Source organism: Acetobacter sp. JWB (genome assembly GCF_003323795.1).
GTDB classification, from domain to species: Bacteria; Pseudomonadota; Alphaproteobacteria; order Acetobacterales; family Acetobacteraceae; genus Acetobacter; species Acetobacter oryzifermentans.
In genome coordinates this window covers 1,752,260-1,771,062 of sequence record NZ_CP030871.1, presented here as the reverse complement: position 1 = coordinate 1,771,062, position 18,803 = coordinate 1,752,260, and the positions used below count along the sequence as shown (strand labels likewise).

Here is an 18,803-nt window from a genome sequence, read left to right as displayed (position 1 = left end):
CAACTCGTGACGGTGAGCATTGTGAGCGGGTGTGGTGGAATTGGTAGACACGCCAGATTTAGGTTCTGGTGACGCAAGTCGTGGGGGTTCAAGTCCCTCCACCCGTACCAATTTATTTTAGTCATGCTCCCGTCCTGGTCCGCGACGGCCTTTGCGTAGCGGGTGTTTGAGTTTTGTACCGAAAGGAAGGCCTGACCGATGCAGGTTACCGAGACCCTTTCCGAAGGGCTGAAGCGTGGTTTTACCGTAACAGTTCCAGCGGCGGAAATTGCCAGCAAGCGTGATGCGCGGCTGAAGGAAGTTGCAGCAAACCTAAATCTGCCGGGCTTCCGTCCGGGTAAGGTGCCTGTTTCTCTGGCCAAGCAGCGTTACGGCGAAAGCGTGTGGGCAGAAGTGCTGGAACAGACGGTATCTGATGCTCTGCGTAACGTTTTTGACGAACGCGGTATCCGTCCTGCTGGTCAGCCTAAGGTGGATCTGGTTTCGGGGCAGGCCGATGATGGAAAAGATCTGGAATTCACAGTTGAAGCAGAGCTTCTGCCAGAAATCGCTGTGCCAGACCTGTCTGATCTCACGCTGACACGCCTGAAGGCGAACGTAAGCGATGAAGCCATCAACAAGGTGCTGGAAGATATCGCTAAGCGCGGTCGCACTTTTGAAGTGGTGGAAGAAGTTCGCCCCGTTGCCAAGGGTGATGTGGTAGCTATCGATTTTGTTGGTAAGCGCGACGGTGTTCCCTTCGAAGGCGGTTCCGCTGAAGATGTGAACGTTGAAATCGGCGGCGAAGGCTTTATTCCTGGATTTGCTGAGCAGATCGAAGGCATGAAGCCGGGCGAAGAAAAAGTTATTACGGTAACTTTCCCCGCAGATTACGGCGCAACTGAGCTGGCAGGTAAAGAAGCAACCTTCGATATCAAAGCCAAGCAGATCAAGAAGCCTGTTGATGCGCCGATTGATGATGAACTGGCCAAGAAGATGGGCTTTGAAAGCCTTGATCAGCTGAAAGATCTGATTCGCAAGCAGATTGAAGGCGAATATGATCAGCTTTCTCGTCTGCGTATCAAACGTGAGCTGCTGGATGAACTGGCAAAGAAAACTGATTTCACTGCGCCAGAAGGCATGGTGGATGCAGAATTCAACCAGATCTGGGCGCGCGTTGAAGAAGACCGTAAGTCTGGCCAGCTTGATGACGAAGACAAGAACAAAGATGAAGAAACCCTTCGCGCTGATTACCGTAAAATTGCGGAACGCCGCGTAAAGTTGGGTCTGCTTCTGGCTGAAATTGGCCGTAAGAACAATATTACGGTTACGCCGGACGAATTGGGCCGGGCAGTGCGGGCAGAAGCCATGCGCTACCAAGGTCAGGAAAAGCAGGTGTTCGAATTCTTCCAGAAGAATCCGCAGGCCGCAGAATCCCTCAGGGGGCCAATCTTTGAAAACAAGGTTGTCGATTACCTGATTGAACTGGCTAAAGTGACGGATAAAGAGGTCACACCAGAGGAACTTTCAGATATTCCACCAGCGAATATCTAATAAGAAAAAGGCCGTGTCCCGCCAGTGTGAACTGGCGGGACATTCTTTTTGGGCATGTTTTTCTTTTCCGGGGTGGCATCTTTCCACTTTATCTCTATCTTGAACCAGAGTGCCTGAGCTTTCTTGTGTTTGCGCAGGAAGGCGGGAAGGGCTAATTCAGTTTTTTATACGGGAATGAGTGGTATGAGGGATCGTGATCCCGTTGAGATTTTCAGCAATGCGCTGGTACCGATGGTGGTCGAACAGACCTCTCGCGGTGAACGGGCGTTTGATATCTATTCCCGCCTGCTTCAAGAGCGGATCATCTTCCTGACTGGTCCCGTGTACGATCAGGTTGCATCCTTGATTTCCGCGCAGCTTCTGTATCTAGAAAGCGTGAATCCGAACAAGGAAATCTCTTTTTACATCAACAGCCCGGGTGGTGTGGTTTCTGCCGGTTTGGCAATTTATGATACCATGCAGTACATCCGCAGCCCCGTAAGCACAGTGTGCATCGGGCAGGCAGCTTCTATGGGCTCCTTGTTGCTGGCTGGGGGTGAAAAAGGGCGCCGTTTCGCGCTGCCAAATGCGCGTGTTATGGTGCATCAGCCTTCTGGTGGCGCGCAGGGTCAGGCAAGTGATATCGAAATTCAGGCGCGTGAAATTCTGATCATTCGTCAGAAGCTGAATGAAATCTACCGTGAACATACAGGTCGCACGTTGGAGGAAATTGAGCAGAAGTTGGAGCGTGATACCTACATGTCCGCCCACGAAGCTCAGTCCTTCGGGATTGTGGATGAGGTGATCAGCCACCATAAGGCGACAGAAACAGGCAAGAAGGATAAAAGTCATCCTTAATCTGGCGTACAGTAATCTTCCTGTTACAATAGGGAAGACGCCTGCCGTAAGGCAGGCACACACGTTCTGGGACTCGGCTCTCGGTGCGATGGGGCCTGGGATGATCGAGGGAGTGGGCTGATGAATACGAAGTCCGGTGATTCCAAGAATACGCTTTACTGCTCGTTCTGTGGAAAGTCACAACATGAGGTTCGCAAGCTGATTGCCGGCCCCACGGTGTTCATTTGTGATGAATGTGTTGAACTCTGCATGGATATCATCCGTGAAGAGAACAAGACATCCCTTGTTAAATCGCGCGAGGGTGTCCCGACACCGCGGGAAATCTGCAAGGTTCTGGATGATTATGTTATCGGGCAGGCTCAAGCCAAAAAGGTTTTGTCTGTGGCTGTGCATAACCATTACAAGCGCCTGACGCAGGTTGCCAAAGCCGGGGATGTTGAGATTGCAAAATCCAACATCCTGCTTATTGGCCCAACAGGCTCTGGTAAAACCCTGCTTGCTCAGACACTGGCGCGTATTCTGGATGTGCCTTTTACAATGGCAGACGCCACAACCCTGACAGAAGCAGGGTATGTGGGGGAAGATGTTGAAAACATTATTCTCAAGCTGTTGCAGGCATCTGACTACAATGTTGAACGTGCACAGCGTGGCATTGTGTATATTGATGAAATCGACAAGATTTCCAAAAAGTCAGATAATCCTTCCATTACCCGTGATGTAAGTGGTGAAGGTGTGCAGCAGGCGCTGCTGAAGCTTATGGAAGGCACAGTCGCTTCTGTTCCGCCGCAGGGAGGGCGCAAGCATCCGCAGCAGGAGTTCCTGCAAGTAGATACCACCAACATGCTGTTTATCTGTGGTGGTGCTTTTGCTGGGCTGGACAAGATTATTTCTGCCCGCGGTAAAGGAACCAACATTGGGTTTGGCGCCGATGTGCGTGCTCCGGATGAGCGTAAGACAGGGGAAATCCTGCACGACGTGGAACCGGAAGACTTGATGAAGTTTGGTTTGATTCCGGAATTCATCGGGCGTCTGCCAGTTATCGCAACGCTGGGTGATCTGGATGAAGCTGCGCTTATCAAGATTCTGACAGAACCCAAGAATGCGTTGGTCAAGCAGTATCAGCGTTTGTTCCAGATGGAAGATGTGCAACTGGACTTTACGGATGATGCACTTAAAGCCATCGCAGATCGCGCTATTGTGCGAAAGACTGGGGCTCGTGGGCTACGCTCCATTCTGGAAAGTATCCTAATGTCGACCATGTTCGATCTGCCGGGCCTCGAAAATGTAGAGGAAGTGGTAGTTAACCGGGATGTCGCGGAAGGCAAGGCCAGTCCGGTCTATGTTTACGGGAAAAAGAAAGAAATCCCGGCAGAACAATCTGCTTAAGTTGGGGAATATTCACAAAACAGCGCTGGCGGCACATGCTCCAGCGCTGTTTTTGTCACTGTCCCATTGTGTAAAACGCTGTGAATAACGACATAAGGATAGACAAAAGAGCTTTCACCGCGTTGGCTCTTGTACGGAATAGGGTATGCCGCAAGGCGGGTGCCGTGTCCGGATCGTCCTTGTCAGGAGGTCATCATCATGGCTGATAACGAAAAACCAGTGAAACGCAGGCGCCGGACTGCAACAAAAACCAAGCCGGAAGTGGCAGCAGAAGCCACACATCAAACCACAACAGCAGTAGAAGCTACGGCAGAGCCAGAAGTGCAGGAAGTTAAGGCTCCTGTGCACGTGGCTGTGTTGCCACTGCGCGATATTGTGGTGTTCCCGCACATGATCGTGCCCTTGTTTGTTGGGCGTGAGAAATCTGTAAAAGCGTTGGAAACGGTCACTAAAGATGACCGCCATATTCTGCTGGTCGCTCAGAAGGATGCTGCGCAGGATGATCCTTCCGCCGATGATATTTATCGGGTGGGTACACTTTCAACTATTCTGCAGCTACTAAAACTGCCGGATGGCACCGTGAAGGTGCTTGTGGAAGGTGTGAAGCGCGTACGCGTAAAGACCTTGCACGAGGTGGAAGGGCACTTTGAGGCCGATATTGAGGACATGCCAGAGCAGGCGGCTGAAGGACCAGAAGCCGAAGCACTTGGCCGTTCTATCGTGTCTCAGTTTGAGCAGTATATGAAGCTCAACAAAAAGATTGCGTCCGAGGTGCTGGTCTCTCTGAACCAGATCAGTGATCTGGCCAAGCTGGCAGATACCGTAACCAGCCACCTAAACCTCAAGATTGCGGAAAAACAGGAAATTCTGGAAGCGCCAACAGTGATGGCGCAACTGGAAAAGGTTTTCGCGCATATTGAGGCGGAAATTGATGTTCTTCAGGTTGAAAAGAAGATTCGCAACCGCGTTAAGCGTCAGATGGAAAAAACGCAGCGCGAGTATTATCTGAACGAACAGCTTAAGGCGATTCAGAAGGAGCTGGGTGAAGGCGAAGACGGTAAGGATGAAACATCCGAACTGGAAGAACGCATTGCCAAAACCAAGCTCTCTAAGGAAGCACACGAAAAAGCTGTAGCGGAGCTTAAAAAGCTGCGCGGCATGAGCATGATGTCTGCCGAATCTACAGTTGTGCGGAATTATCTGGATTGGCTGCTGAGCATTCCGTGGAAAAAGCGGACCAAGGTAAAGCATGATCTGACAGAAGCAGAAAAAATTCTGGATGCAGATCATTACGGACTAGAAAAAGTTAAAGAACGGATTCTGGAATATCTGGCTGTTCAAAGCCGGTCTCAGAAGCTTAAAGGCCCGATTCTGTGCCTGGTAGGGCCTCCCGGTGTTGGTAAAACGTCTTTGGCACGTTCTATCGCCAAGGCAACGGGGCGGCATTACGTACGTATGTCATTGGGTGGCGTGCGGGATGAAGCTGAAATTCGTGGCCATCGGCGTACGTATATTGGCTCCATGCCTGGCAAGATCATTCAGGGGATGAAGAAGGCGAAAGTCTCGAATCCACTGTTCCTGCTGGATGAAATTGACAAACTGGGTTCTGATTGGCGTGGAGATCCAGCATCTGCACTGCTGGAAGTGTTGGATCCAGAGCAGAACAGCACATTTGCAGATCATTATCTGGAAGTGGATTATGATCTGTCTGATGTCATGTTCGTTACAACGGCGAATAGCCTGAATATGCCGCAGCCTCTGCTGGATCGTATGGAAATCATTCGTCTGTCCGGTTACACAGAAGACGAGAAGGTGGAAATTGCCAAGCGCCACCTTATTTCCAAGCAGACACAGGCGCATAATCTCAAACCGGATGAATGGTCGATTACAGATGACGCCGTGCGGGATCTGATTCGCTATTACACGCGTGAGGCTGGCGTGCGTAATCTGGAACGTGAACTTGCGGGGCTTGCCCGTAAGGCCGTGAAGGAAATTGTCACCGGTAAGGCCAAGAAAGTTTCTGTTACTCCTAAGAATCTGGACAAATACGCAGGTGTGCGTCGTTTCAGCTATGGGGAAACCGAAGCAGAAGACATGGTTGGCGTTGTAACCGGCCTGGCTTGGACCGAAGTGGGCGGGGAAATCCTGACCATTGAAAGCGTTATGGTGCCAGGTAAGGGCGGTATTGTTGAAACCGGTAAGCTGGGCGACGTTATGAAGGAGAGCATTTCTGCAGCGTTCTCTTTTGTGCGGAGTCGGGCAACCAGCTTTGGCATTGTGCCCACCTTGTTTGATAAGCGCAGCTTCCATGTGCATGTGCCAGAAGGTGCGACTCCCAAAGATGGTCCTTCAGCCGGTGTGGCTATGGTCACATCCTTAGTGAGTGTGCTGACAGGTATTCCCATTCGTCGGGATGTGGCCATGACGGGTGAAATCACATTGCGTGGGCGTGTGCTGGCTATTGGCGGCTTGAAAGAAAAGCTGCTTGCGGCTTTGCGTGCGGGTATTCGTACAGTGTTCATTCCCAAGGAAAATGAGAAGGACCTTACGGAAATCCCTGAAAACGTGAAGAAGAAACTGGAAATCGTTCCTGTCTCTCATGTGGATGAAGTTCTGGCGCGTGCGCTGGTGCGTCAGCCTCAGCCAATTGAGTGGGAAGATGTGCCAGATCCACTGCCAGCAGCAGGTGGAGAATCCGCTCTTCCGGTGTTGCCACACTGAATAGAAGGGCTAAGAGCGTACGAAGTTGCGTTTGCTTGGTTGACGTGGCGAAAAACGGCTTCATAGTGCGTTCAGGTAGCGGACAGGCGGACGAAAAGGCCGCCCGCCGTTCCGAACAGATATAAGAAATAGAAAGGCGTAAGGATGGAGAAGCCGCTCAACAAGCAGGAACTCGTTTCAGCCGTGGCTGAAGCTGTTGACCTGCCCAAGGCAAAAGCCGGTGAAGTGGTCGATGCCGTATTCGGTGCGATCGAAAAGGCCCTGTCCACAAAGCAGGAAGTGCGTTTGGTTGGTTTTGGCACATTTGTGACCGCAACCCGCAAGGCTGCTAAAGGCCGTAACCCACGTACGGGTGAAGAAATCGATATCCCTGCTTCCACCTCTGTCCGCTTCAAGCCGGGCAAGGCGCTAAAGGATGCCGTCAGCGGTTAATTCCGTCAGAAAATTTTTTTCTGAAAAAGGCCGACAATCTCAAAAAAAGGGGTTGTCGGCCTTTTCTGTTTATGGCACATAGGGCGCGGGCAATTAGCTCAGCGGTAGAGCGTCTCGTTTACACCGAGATGGTCGGCGGTTCGATCCCGTCATTGCCCACCATTTTCCCCAAATGGTAACCCACATGCACAATGGACTTAGTTCCATTGCTGCCTGTGTGTGGTGTTTGTCAGAGCATTCTCTGGCTCCTCAATTTCTCCTTAAAATTCGGCCTTCACAAGAAAGTGCCCCATACCCAACGCGTTCGTGCATATCCGTATGTAGGATGTTGGGGCTAGGGTTGCTGCATGAAACACAAGCCACTGCGGCTTAAACATGTGCAGGAACCACACCATGCAGTCTGTTCTTGGTGATTACGCGCCAGTTCTCGTGTTTGGAGGCATGTCGGTTATTATTGCCGCCGCCATGCTGGGTATGGCGCTGCTGAGCGGCCACCAGAAACCGTATTCCGAAAAACTGACAGCTTATGAATGCGGTTTTGAAGCATTTGATGATGCGCGCCGCCGTTTTGATGTGCGTTTTTATCTGGTTGCCATCCTGTTCATCATTTTCGATCTGGAAGTTGCATTCCTGTTCCCCTGGGCCATCACGCTGGGGCGCATTGGGCTGTTTGGCTTTCTTTCCATGCTTGGATTTCTGGCCGTGTTGGGCATTGGCTTTTTGTACGAATGGCGCAAAGGCGCGCTGGATTGGGATTGAGGTGAGGGAGATACAGCCATGACAGCCAACCAGCAGGATGCGGTGCTATGGAACCGCGAAGCGCTTCCACCCGGCCCAGAGCAAGATGCTGTTGTGCGGGGCATTACAGGGGTTCTGGCCGAAAAAGGTTTTGTTGTTGCCAATTTGGATAAGTTGGTAAACTGGGGGCGAACAGGCAGTTTGTGGCCTATGTCCTTTGGGCTTGCTTGCTGCGCGGTGGAAATGATCCACGCTTACATGCCGCGGTATGATCTGGACCGCATGGGCATCATCCCGCGTGGGTCTCCGCGTCAGTCTGATGTTATGATTGTGGCTGGCACGCTTACCAACAAAATGGCCCCTGTGCTGCGCCGATTGTACGAGCAGATGGCCGAGCCACGCTGGGTTATCTCCATGGGCTCCTGCGCTAATGGAGGCGGCTATTATCACTATTCGTATTCTGTTGTGCGGGGGTGTGACCGCATCGTGCCTGTAGATGTGTATGTGCCGGGCTGCCCACCAACGGCAGAGGCCTTGATTTACGGCATTATGCTGCTTCAGAAAAAAATACGTCGGACGGGGACCATTCTTCGTGGCTGAACTTCCTGTAAATCCTCGGCAAGGTCGCCTTGAGGGGCGGCTGTCTGCCATGGCCTTTACCTTCATGGCAACCTTGCCTTCCGTATCCTATGCGGCAGTAGAAAAAGGTGAGTTGGTTGTTCGTATAGAACGCGATCACTTATTGCATTTTCTCGAATTGCTAAGGGATCATCCATCCTATCGCTTTGAACAGTTGATGGATTTGTGCGGGGTAGATTTTCCTGAACGGCCGCAGCGGTTTGATGTTGTTTATAATTTGCTATCTGTCACACATAACCACCGTATCCGGGTGATTGTGCAAACAGATGAAATTATGCCCGTACCTTCTGTGCACCATTTGTGGCCCTGTGCCACATGGTGGGAGCGTGAATGCTACGATCTGTTTGGAGTGGTCTTTTCCAATCAGCCCGATATGCGGCGTATCCTTACAGATAATGGGTTTGAAGGACATCCACTGCGTAAGGACTTCCCATTAACGGGTTATGAACAGGTCCGTTACGATGTGGAACGCAGGCAAGTTGTGAAAGAACCTGTTTCTTTAACACAGGATTTTCGTGATTTTGATTTCGTTTCCCCATGGGAAGGCATGCTGACTTTGCCGGGAGACGAAAAAGCGCATGAAGTCAGACAGGGCATGAAGAGGTCCGGCTGATGACTGAATTGAAAAATAGCTTTGTTGAAGCAGCAGATACTGTGCTGCATCAAGATGTTCCAGAAAGCCTTGTGCCCGAAAAAGTGGCGGAAGAAGAACCACGCAAAATTGTGGAAATTGATTCTCACGCACTCAACTTCGGGCCTCAGCATCCCTCTGCGCATGGTGTGTTGCGCTTGGTGCTGGAAATGGAAGGCGAGGTAGTGGCACGTGCTGTGCCCCATATCGGCCTTTTGCATCGTGGCACAGAAAAACTCATAGAATACAAAACCTATCAGAAAGCTTTGCCGTATTTTGATCGGCTGGATTACGTTTCTCCGATGTGTGAGGAGCAGGCTTTTGCTCTGGCTACGGAAAAACTTCTGGGTATTGATATTCCAGAACGCGCCAAGTGGCTGCGCGTTATGTTTGCGGAAATAACGCGCGTTCTAAATCATATTCTCAATCTTACAGCTATGGGTTTGGATTGCGGGGCTGTTACCCCGGCTTTGTGGGGATATGAAGAGCGCGAAAAACTTCTGGAGTTTTACGAGGCTGCATCTGGGGCACGGTTTCATGCCAATTATTTCCGTCCGGGGGGTGTCGCGCGTGATGTGCCTGCAGGGTTGGAAGATAAAATAGGCGCATGGGCCAAAGAGTTCCCAAAATGGATTGATGAACTCGAGGGGCTGCTCACTGAAAACCGTATTTGGAAACAACGCACAGTGGGTATTGGTGTTTTTACAACAGAGCAGGCGTTGGCTTGGGGTTTTAGTGGCCCATGTTTACGTGCTTCTGGTGTGCCGTGGGATCTGCGCCGTAATCAGCCCTATGATAATTACCACAAGGTTGAATTCAATGTGCCGGTTGCGCGGCAGGGTGATTGTTATGATCGCTATCTGGTGCGTGTTGCGGAAATGCGAGAAAGCGTCAAGATTATTGAGCAATGTCTGAGCCAGATGCGTCCTGGGGACGTAAAGGTGCAGGACCCCAAGTTCAGCCCGCCGCCTCGTGCAGAAATGAAGCGTTCTATGGAAGCGCTTATTCATCACTTCAAGTTGTTTAGCGAAGGGTATCACGTTCCCCCCGGCGCAACCTATACAGCGGTAGAAAGTCCTAAAGGAGAATTTGGGGTGTATTTGGTTGCCGATGGAAGTAACCGGCCGTATCGCTGCAAAATTCGTCCAACAGGATTTGCTCACCTTCAGGCCATCGATGAATTGTCCCGTCGCGGTATGTTGGCGGACATGGTGGCCATTATCGGATCGCTTGATCTTGTGTTCGGGGAGGTTGACCGATGAACACCACCTGGGCCCCGGCAAAACAGCCGGACAGCTTTGTTTTTGATGATGAATCTGAAGCAGAAATTGTAAATGTTCTTAAAAAATATCCAGAAGAACGCAAAGCCAGTGCGGTTATGCCTCTTTTGTATATTGCGCAGCGCCAGATGGGCCGCGTAACCGGTAGTGCATGGATACCGCTTGTGGCAATGGATGATATTGCCCACAGGTTAGAAATGGCACCAATACGCGTGTATGAGGTGGCGTCTTTTTACACCATGTTCAACACAAAGCCGATTGGCCGTTACCATCTTCAGGTTTGTACAACCACACCGTGCTGGCTGCGTGGCTCGGATGCAGTAACAGAGGCTTGCCGTAAGGCAACAGGGATCCATCATTTTGGTGAAACCAGCGATGATGGTTTGTTTACCTTAACCGAAGTGGAATGCCTGGGTGCCTGTGCCAATGCACCTATTCTGCAAGTTGATGATGATTACTACGAGGATATGGATGGCCCACGTACAGAAGCATTAATTGCAGATTTGCGTGCAGGCCGTCACCCAGAAGCCGGTCCAGCTATCAACCGTATGTGCTCAGCACCGGAAGGCGGCAGAAAAACCCTTCTGGAAACGTCTGCATCATCCTCGGATCAGAAATAGGAGAAACGGCCATGCTTCAGGATAAAGACCGTATCTTCACTAATCTTTATGGTCAGGATGATTGGCGTTTGCCAGCAGCCCGGAAACGAGGTGATTGGGATAATACCGCAGCCATTATCGCAAAAGGACGGGATGCAGTCATTGCGGAAATGAAGGCATCTGGCTTGCGTGGCCGTGGAGGGGCTGGATTTCCCACCGGGTTGAAGTGGTCATTCATGCCCAAAAAATCTGATGGTCGGCCGCATTATCTCGTCATCAATGGGGATGAATCAGAACCCGGCACGTGTAAAGATCGGGAAGTTATGCGGCATGAGCCACACAAGTTGATAGAGAGCGCAATGATAGCCTCTTTCGCTATGGGTGCTCATGCTTCCTACATTTATATCCGTGGTGAGTTTTGCAGAGAAGCTGAGCGCCTTCAGGCAGCGATAGATGAAGCTTATGAGGCAGGTCTTCTCGGAAAAAATGCTGCGGGTACCGGGTGGGATTTTGATTTCCGTATTCACCGTGGTGCTGGCGCATATATCTGCGGAGAAGAAACAGCTCTGCTGGAAAGCCTTGAAGGTAAAAAGGGTCAGCCCCGCATGAAGCCTCCATTTCCAGCAGGGGCGGGGTTATATGGTTGCCCGACAACAGTCAATAATGTGGAAAGCATAGCCGTTACATCTACCATTATGCGCCGTGGGGCAGCTTGGTTTTCTGGTTTGGGGCGACCCAATAATGCAGGCACAAAACTTATGGCTATTTCTGGCCATGTGAATACGCCCTGTGTGTTTGAAGAAGAGCTGGGTGTTTCACTTAAAGAGATTATTGAAAAGCATGGTGGTGGCGTGCGCGGTGGGTGGGATAACCTGCTGGCTGTTATTCCCGGTGGTTGTTCTGTTCCTGTGTTGCCTAAATCCATTTGTGAAACTGTGTTGATGGATTACGATAGTTTGCGTGCAGAACGTTCTGGTTTGGGCACGGCATGTATGATCGTGATGGATAAATCCACAGATATTATTGAAGCCATCGCGCGTTTTTCAAAGTTCTTTAAGCATGAAAGCTGCGGCCAATGCACACCTTGCCGAGAAGGCACTGGATGGATGATGCGTATGATGAACCGCATGGTGCAGGGCAAAGCCGAAATAGAAGAAATTGATTTGCTAGAGCAAGTGACCAAGCAGGTGGAAGGCCACACTATTTGTGCGCTGGGTGATGCAGCCGCATGGCCTATTCAAGGGTTAATCCGGCATTTCCGGCCAGAAATGGAAGCACGTATCCGGCAGTACAAGGTTGCGCATGGCGGCACGGGCTTGGTGCAGGTGCCTGCGGGCGGTGTGCCAGTGGCGGCGGAGTAAGGATAATGGTGAAGGTCATTGTTGACGGTACACCGGTAGATGTGCCCGCAGGTTTTAGTGCTTTGCAGGCCTGCGAGGCAGCCGGAAAAGAAATACCGCGTTTTTGTTATCATGAACGGCTCTCTGTTGCCGGTAACTGCCGGATGTGTCTGGTAGAAGTGGCGCGTGCGCCTAAACCTGTTGCATCTTGTGGTTTTCCTATTTCTGAAGGAATGCAGATTTTTACAGATACAGAGGTTGTGCGCCGCGCACGCCGCGCTGTTATGGAATTTCTGCTAATTAACCATCCGCTGGATTGCCCTATTTGCGATCAGGGCGGAGAATGTGATCTACAAGATCAGGCTTATGGGTACGGATCTGGTATTTCGCGCTATCAGGAAGATAAGCGGGCCGTAACAGATAAAGACCTTGGGCCATTGGTTAAAACGGTTATGACGCGCTGCATCCAGTGCACGCGTTGTGTCCGCTTTAGTACAGAAGTAGCAGGCACGCCTGAACTGGGTATGGTCTCACGCGGTGAAAACGCTGAAATCACCACATATGTGCAAAAAGCGCTGACATCTGAACTTTCTGGGAATTTAATAGATGTTTGCCCGGTAGGGGCTCTTACAGCCAAGCCATCGGCTTTTCATGCGCGTTCGTGGGAATACAAAAAAACAGACAGCATTGATGTTATGGATGCACTGGGCACGAATATCCAAATTCAGGCCCGAGGCGGTGAAGTCATGCGCATTGTGCCGCGCGTAAATGATGAAGTAAACGAAGAATGGCTTTCTGATAAAGGGCGTTTTTCAATTGATGGTCTCAAGCGTCGTCGGCTGGATCAGCCTTGGGTGCGTGTGCATGGCAAGTTACATCCCGCCACATGGCAGGAGGCATTTGTTTCTCTAGCTCGCAGGCTGGAGGGCGTGCCGGGTGAAAAAATCGGTGCCATTGCGGGTGACCTGTGTGATGTGGAAAGCCTGTGTGCTATTAAGGATTTTTTGAATAATATTGGTTCATCAAACTTGGACTGTCGGCAGGATGGTGCATGGTATGATTTGAGCGCGCGCGCAAATTACCTGTTTAACAGCGATATTGCCGGAATAGATGAGGCAGATGCCCTGCTGCTGGTGGGAGTGGAGCCACGACGAGAAGCTCCTGTTTTAAATGCTCGTATTCGTAAGCGGTATTTGGATGCAGGGCGAGGTGGCTTTCCTATCGCCAGTATAGGTCAGTTTGTTTCTGATCCTACATATCAGGTTGATATTCTGGCTGATGGCCCAGATGTTCTGGATAAGCTGGTGGCAGGAGAGCAGGCTTTTGCAGAAGTTTTGCAAAAAGCATCCCGCCCCATGATCATTCTTGGGCACGGTGCTTTAACCCGTCAGGATGCACCGGCTATTTATGCTGCTTGTAAACAATTGGCAGAAAAAACTGGTGTTATTGCAGATGGATGGAATGGTTTTAACGTTCTGCACACCGTAGCATCCCGCGTGGGAGCATTGGATATCGGGTTTGTGCCCGGCCCTCATGGATGTGCCACCGCCAGCATGTTGCGGGGTGGAGTAGAAGTTCTGTGGCTGATGGGGGCGGACGAGCTTCCTATAGATCGTATCTCACCGGAAACGTTTGTTGTGTATCAAGGGCATCATGGTGATGCAGCTGCTAAACGGGCGGATATTATTCTACCTGGGGCAGCTTATACGGAAAAATCTGGCACATACGTTAATACTGCCGGGCGTGTGCAACGTGCTTTTCGGGCTGTGTTCGCTCCGGGAGATGCGCGAGAAGATTGGCGTATTATCAGAGCTTTTTCAGAAGTGTGCGGGCATACTTTGCCATATAATACGGTGGAAGAACTGCGTGCACGCATGGCAGACGTAAACCCTGTGTTTGCACATGTTGGGCATATCACAAAACTGCCTGCACCTCAGCCAACAGCCGCACAACAGGATAAGGATGAGGACAGAAGCTTTATGTCCGCGCCTTTCAGGTCTGTGATCCCAGATTATTATCAGACCAACGCCATCAGCCGTGCCAGCCCGACTATGGCAGAATGTTCAAAAGTTTATAGCGTGCCTCGCGCGATAGCAGCGGAGTAAGGCCAATGGGACAGTTTTTTTATCACACCCTTGCTGGCCAGATTATTCTGATGTTGCTGGAAACACTGGCTGTTCTGGTGCCGCTATTGATTGCTGTTGCGTATCTTACGCTCATGGAACGCAAGGTAATGGCCGCCATGCAGCGCCGCCGCGGGCCGAATGTAAATGGTCCGTTTGGCCTGCTTCAGGCTTTTGCTGATGCCATCAAGATGATTGTAAAGGAAACGATTATTCCTGCAGGTGCAAACCGCGCTTTGTTCCTGTTCGCACCGTTTCTTACCTTTTCTTTGGCCATGGTGGCATGGGCTGTTATTCCCACAGGTAATGGTTTAGCGGTTGCCAATATCAATGTGGGTATTCTCTACCTTCTGGCTATTTCCTCATTGGGTGTTTACGGCATTCTTATTGCTGGCTGGGCGTCTAATTCCAAATACGCTTTTCTTGGTGGATTACGTTCTGCCGCGCAAATGGTTTCATACGAAGTTTCAATTGGCTTGGTAATTGTTTCCGTATTGCTGGCAGTGGGTAGCCTAAACCTGAACGATATTGTTCTGGCGCAACGGCATGTCTGGTTCTGCTTGCCAATGTTTCCAATGTTTATTGTGTTTTTTATATCGGCATTGGCAGAAACAAACCGTGCACCGTTTGATCTTCCCGAAGGGGAAAGCGAGTTGGTGGCAGGGTTTTTTGTTGAATATTCATCCCTCGCGTTTGGTCTGTTCTTTCTGGGTGAATACGCAAATATGATCCTTATGTCCTCTATGGTCAGTATTCTGTTTTTAGGGGGGTGGCTGCCACCATTGGGTATTGCGCCACTTACATGGGTGCCGGGGCCTTTATGGCTGATTTTTAAAATTCTTTTCTGTCTGTTCGTCTTTATCTGGGTGCGTGCCACGTTCCCACGGTATCGGTACGATCAACTTATGCGGCTAGGCTGGAAAGTATTCCTGCCACTTTCTCTTCTGTGGATGATTGGAACGGCAGGTTTTCTTATGGCAACAGGTCTGCTGCCCCATATGGGAGGTGTGAACTGATGGGTGCTTTGGGTAACACGCTGCGCTCTTTTCTACTGAAGGAGCTGGTGGGGGGCATGTCATCCACTTTCCGTATGATGTTCCGCCCAAAGGTGACATTAAACTATCCTTATGAAAAAGGGCCACTGTCACCCAGATTTAGGGGAGAGCATGCATTACGCCGTTATCCTAATGGGGAAGAACGCTGCATTGCCTGTAAACTTTGTGAAGCGACATGCCCGGCAGAGGCCATTACCATTGAGGCGGAAGAGCGTGATGATGGATCTCGTCGCACTACACGCTACGACATTGACATGACAAAGTGCATCTATTGCGGCCTGTGCGAAGAAGCCTGCCCGGTAGATGCCATTGTTGAAGGCCCGAACTACGAATTTGCCACCGAAACGCGCGAAGAGCTGATGTACGACAAAAACAAGCTTTTAGCGAATGGAGACAGGTGGGAAGCGCTGCTTGCGCGGCGTCTGGAATTAGATGCCCCGTATCGCTAAGCAGATGCAGGCCATGACATGGCAGGAGGTTGGCCAATGATGGCACAGCTTGTTTTCTACGTTTTTGCAACGGTGCTGCTGTTTTCGGCTGTAATGGTCATTAGCGCACGTAACCCGGTGCATTCCGTGCTTTTTCTTATCCTTGCATTTTTTAATGCAGCGGGTTTGTTCCTGGTGGCAGGGGCCGAGTTTTTGGCTATGCTGCTGGTTATTGTTTATGTGGGAGCAGTGGCTGTTCTGTTCCTGTTTGTTGTGATGATGCTGGATATAGATTTCAGCAGTCTGCGCGAAGGTTTTCAAAAACATGCCCCTTTAGGCGTGTGCGTAGGGGGCGTTTTGTTTGCTGAACTGCTTATGGCTTTCAGTAACTGGAAGATGGCGCCAGCTAATATTGTGGCTCCCCTTAATCCAGCCCCTCAGCTTACCAATACGGAAGCTTTGGGAACTGTGATTTACACACACTATGTTTTTCTATTTCAAGCATGTGGGCTTGTGCTGCTTGTTGCCATGATAGGCGCTATTGTTCTTACGCTGCGTGAACGCGCCACAGGCCGTCGCCAGAATATAGATAAGCAACACGCACGCACAGTTGAAGAAACGCTGGAGCTTGTACAACTGCCACTTGGCGAAAACGTGTTTGAAAGCGGTGGTTTCCTGCGGCCCAAAGGCTCCTATTACGAAACAGCGGTTCCCGGTTCTTATGGTTCCGGAAATCAGGCTGTGGCGGAAACAGAGGAGAACAGGCCATGACATCCGCAATCGCTCCCATAGGTATTGGGCCTTATCTTTTTGTTAGCGCGGCACTGTTGGTGTTGGGTGTGTTTGGTATTTTTCTAAACCGTAAGAATGTCATCATCCTGCTGATGTCCATGGAACTCATCTTGCTTTCGGCCAATCTCAATCTTGTTGCGTTTTCCTCCGCACATGGAGATTTGTCCGGGCAGGTTATGGTTCTGTTCGTGCTTACAATTGCCGCAGCAGAAGCTGCCATCGGTCTGGCCATTGTCACGGTGTATTTCCGTAACCGTGGGTCTATCCAGGTCGAAGACGTGACGATGATGAAGGGATGATTGGCTATGCAGCCCGATCTTAACCTCTTTTCCGCCGCTGTTCTTACACCCCTTGTGGGGGCTACTGTAGCCGGGCTTGGTGGCCGCTTTATAGGCGATACGCTGGCCAAAGCCGTAACCCTTGTATGTATGGGCATTGCAACACTTTGCGCCATCGGGGCTTTATGGGGTGGTTGGCTGGCTGGTTTTGGCCATTCCACACTGCATCTGGCGCAATGGGTTCATGCCGGTGGGTTTGATGCAACATGGACGCTCAGGTTTGATGCGCTATCTGTCACCATGGTGGCGATGGTGCTTGCGGTTTCCTTGCTGGTGCATTGTTACAGCCTTGGCTACATGAGCCATGAAAGCATGCCCACATACAGGTTTTTTTCTTATCTTTCCCTCTTTACCTTTGCCATGCTCATGCTGGTTTCTTCCAATGATCTGATCCAGCTTTTTTTCGGATGGGAAGGGGTCGGGCTCGCCAGTTATCTGTTGATTGGGTACTGGTATGATCGCCCATCTGCAACAGCCGCAGCTATCAAGGCGTTTGTTGTTAACCGCGTGGCGGATCTGTTTTTCCTTGTCGGTATTGGGCTGATTTATGTGCTGTTCCACACCGTGCAGTATGATGCCATTTTTGCGCAGGTTCCGCAGCTTTTAAACACACCATACATGCTGTTTGGTATTTCCTTCCGTATGTTGGAGGTTATCTGCCTGTTGCTGTTTGTGGGGGCTATGGGTAAATCGGCTCAGCTGTTCCTGCACACATGGTTGCCAGATGCGATGGAAGGGCCAACGCCTGTATCTGCTCTTATCCATGCGGCTACAATGGTTACGGCCGGTGTGTTTCTTATGGCGCGTATGTCTCCGTTGTTGGAGTTTGCACCTGCAACACGCACATTCATTATTCTTATTGGTGCAACCACCTGCTTTTTTGCCGCAACGGTGGGTATGGTGCAGCCAGATATCAAACGCACCATTGCGTATTCCACCTGTTCGCAGCTTGGATATATGTTTGCCGCTGTAGGTGTGGGTGCGTATCAGGCTTCGGTTTTTCATCTGACAACACATGCCTTTTTTAAAGCGCTTCTATTTCTGGGGGCCGGTTCCGTTATCCATGCCATGCATGATGAACAGAACATGTTTAAAATGGGCGGCTTATGGAAAAAGCTGCCACTCACCTACACTGTGATGTGGATAGGCAGCCTAGCACTTGCTGGTGTGTTTCCGTTTGCTGGCTATTGGTCCAAGGATGCCATTCTAAATGCGCTGTGGGCCTCTGGTTCCTCTGCCAGCATGTATGCGTGGAGCTTGGGAACAATCACCGCGTTTCTTACAGCGTTTTATAGCTGGCGGCTTATTTTTCTGGTGTTTCATGGTCAGGCGGCAGATGCCCATGCGCGGGATGCGGCGCATGAAAGCCCAGCGGTTATGAGCGTACCTTTGGTGCTGTTAGCTTTTGGTGCTGTTGTGGCGGGTATTCTGTTGGCCCCCTTTTACATTGGAGCGCATCAGTTCAGCTTCTGGGAAGGGGCTATTTTCAACGCGCCAGACAACACAATTATGGAAAATCTGGAGCGCGTACCGGGCCTTATTGCTATTCTGCCCTCTTTGGCAGGTTTGGCTGGTATTGCGTTAGCTGTGCTGTGTTATGTGCTCAATCCTGCTTTACCAACTCATATGGCGCGGGCTTGTGGGCCACTTTACCGCTTTTTGCTGAACAAATGGTATTTTGATGAATTGTACGATGCCATTTTTGTGCGCCCTTATGCAGCAATCGCACGTGTCCTCTGGAAAGATGGGGAAGAAGGCGTGGTGGAAGCTGTGCCGCATGATGTGGTGCAGGCTGCTCGTACAAGCGCAGCCCAAGCTGTAAAGCTGCAAACCGGATCTATTGCCATTTACGCGTTTACGGTGCTGGCCGGCTTGGTTGTGCTGCTCACCGTGGCGCTATGTGGCTGAGGGAGACGCGAACATGATGCGTG

17 protein-coding genes and 2 tRNA genes are annotated in these 18,803 nt (G+C 50.8%); all 19 read left to right on the top strand.

Annotated elements, in window-relative coordinates:
* Nucleotides 1–25: 25 nt before the first annotated feature.
* The 19 genes from DS739_RS08390 to nuoL all read left to right on the top strand — a co-directional run bounded on the left by DS739_RS08390 (nucleotide 26) and on the right by nuoL (nucleotide 18,780).
* Nucleotides 26–110: transfer RNA gene (locus DS739_RS08390), tRNA-Leu, on the top strand.
* A gap of 88 nt (nucleotides 111–198) precedes the next feature.
* Nucleotides 199–1,533, top strand: a complete 1,335-nt coding sequence (gene tig / locus DS739_RS08385) for a trigger factor (RefSeq protein WP_006116554.1) — start codon at nucleotides 199–201, stop codon at nucleotides 1,531–1,533.
* 174 nt (nucleotides 1,534–1,707) lie between these two features.
* Nucleotides 1,708–2,370 (top strand): ATP-dependent Clp protease proteolytic subunit, encoded by a 663-nt coding sequence (locus DS739_RS08380; protein ID WP_019088390.1) that lies wholly within the window; start codon nucleotides 1,708–1,710, stop codon nucleotides 2,368–2,370.
* A 120-nt stretch (nucleotides 2,371–2,490) separates the two neighbouring features.
* Nucleotides 2,491–3,756, top strand: coding sequence for an ATP-dependent Clp protease ATP-binding subunit ClpX (gene clpX / locus DS739_RS08375; protein ID WP_006116556.1), 1,266 nt, complete (start codon nucleotides 2,491–2,493; stop codon nucleotides 3,754–3,756).
* Between the two features lie 198 nt (nucleotides 3,757–3,954).
* Nucleotides 3,955–6,477: an endopeptidase La gene (lon, locus tag DS739_RS08370; protein WP_035352642.1), complete on the top strand. Its 2,523-nt coding sequence runs from the start codon at nucleotides 3,955–3,957 to the stop codon at nucleotides 6,475–6,477.
* Nucleotides 6,478–6,621: 144 nt separating this feature from the next.
* Complete coding sequence (locus DS739_RS08365; RefSeq protein ID WP_003624117.1) at nucleotides 6,622–6,909, top strand: HU family DNA-binding protein; 288 nt, start codon at nucleotides 6,622–6,624, stop codon at nucleotides 6,907–6,909.
* 87 nt (nucleotides 6,910–6,996) lie between these two features.
* Nucleotides 6,997–7,071, top strand: a tRNA-Val gene (locus tag DS739_RS08360).
* A gap of 231 nt (nucleotides 7,072–7,302) precedes the next feature.
* Complete coding sequence (ndhC, locus tag DS739_RS08355; RefSeq protein WP_019088394.1) at nucleotides 7,303–7,668, top strand: NADH-quinone oxidoreductase subunit A; 366 nt, start codon at nucleotides 7,303–7,305, stop codon at nucleotides 7,666–7,668.
* 18 nt (nucleotides 7,669–7,686) lie between these two features.
* A complete protein-coding gene (locus tag DS739_RS08350; RefSeq protein ID WP_006116559.1) occupies nucleotides 7,687–8,247 on the top strand; it encodes an NADH-quinone oxidoreductase subunit B family protein in 561 nt (186 codons plus the stop codon).
* On the top strand, nucleotides 8,240–8,899 hold the full coding sequence (locus DS739_RS08345) for an NADH-quinone oxidoreductase subunit C (RefSeq protein ID WP_006116560.1): 660 nt from the start codon (nucleotides 8,240–8,242) through the stop codon (nucleotides 8,897–8,899). The genes DS739_RS08350 and DS739_RS08345 overlap by 8 nt, the downstream gene beginning before the upstream one ends.
* The gene (locus tag DS739_RS08340) at nucleotides 8,899–10,179 is read left to right on the top strand and encodes an NADH-quinone oxidoreductase subunit D (RefSeq protein ID WP_006116561.1); all 1,281 of its coding nucleotides are present in this window, start codon (nucleotides 8,899–8,901) and stop codon (nucleotides 10,177–10,179) included. The genes DS739_RS08345 and DS739_RS08340 overlap by 1 nt, the downstream gene beginning before the upstream one ends.
* Complete coding sequence (locus DS739_RS08335; protein WP_006116562.1) at nucleotides 10,176–10,817, top strand: NAD(P)H-dependent oxidoreductase subunit E; 642 nt, start codon at nucleotides 10,176–10,178, stop codon at nucleotides 10,815–10,817. The genes DS739_RS08340 and DS739_RS08335 overlap by 4 nt, the downstream gene beginning before the upstream one ends.
* Before the next feature lie 11 nt (nucleotides 10,818–10,828).
* Nucleotides 10,829–12,157: an NADH-quinone oxidoreductase subunit NuoF gene (nuoF, locus tag DS739_RS08330; protein ID WP_006116563.1), complete on the top strand. Its 1,329-nt coding sequence runs from the start codon at nucleotides 10,829–10,831 to the stop codon at nucleotides 12,155–12,157.
* Nucleotides 12,158–12,162: 5 nt separating this feature from the next.
* Nucleotides 12,163–14,241: an NADH-quinone oxidoreductase subunit NuoG gene (gene nuoG / locus DS739_RS08325; RefSeq protein WP_035352645.1), complete on the top strand. Its 2,079-nt coding sequence runs from the start codon at nucleotides 12,163–12,165 to the stop codon at nucleotides 14,239–14,241.
* Between the two features lie 5 nt (nucleotides 14,242–14,246).
* Nucleotides 14,247–15,275, top strand: coding sequence for an NADH-quinone oxidoreductase subunit NuoH (gene nuoH, locus DS739_RS08320; protein ID WP_006116565.1), 1,029 nt, complete (start codon nucleotides 14,247–14,249; stop codon nucleotides 15,273–15,275).
* Nucleotides 15,275–15,763: an NADH-quinone oxidoreductase subunit NuoI gene (gene nuoI / locus DS739_RS08315; protein ID WP_006116566.1), complete on the top strand. Its 489-nt coding sequence runs from the start codon at nucleotides 15,275–15,277 to the stop codon at nucleotides 15,761–15,763. The genes nuoH and nuoI overlap by 1 nt, the downstream gene beginning before the upstream one ends.
* 18 nt (nucleotides 15,764–15,781) lie before the next feature.
* Nucleotides 15,782–16,513: an NADH-quinone oxidoreductase subunit J gene (locus DS739_RS08310; protein WP_006116567.1), complete on the top strand. Its 732-nt coding sequence runs from the start codon at nucleotides 15,782–15,784 to the stop codon at nucleotides 16,511–16,513.
* Nucleotides 16,510–16,833: an NADH-quinone oxidoreductase subunit NuoK gene (nuoK, locus tag DS739_RS08305; protein ID WP_006116568.1), complete on the top strand. Its 324-nt coding sequence runs from the start codon at nucleotides 16,510–16,512 to the stop codon at nucleotides 16,831–16,833. Before DS739_RS08310 ends, nuoK begins: the two co-directional genes overlap by 4 nt.
* Before the next feature lie 6 nt (nucleotides 16,834–16,839).
* Nucleotides 16,840–18,780: an NADH-quinone oxidoreductase subunit L gene (gene nuoL, locus DS739_RS08300; protein WP_035352651.1), complete on the top strand. Its 1,941-nt coding sequence runs from the start codon at nucleotides 16,840–16,842 to the stop codon at nucleotides 18,778–18,780.
* Nucleotides 18,781–18,803 lie beyond the last annotated feature (23 nt).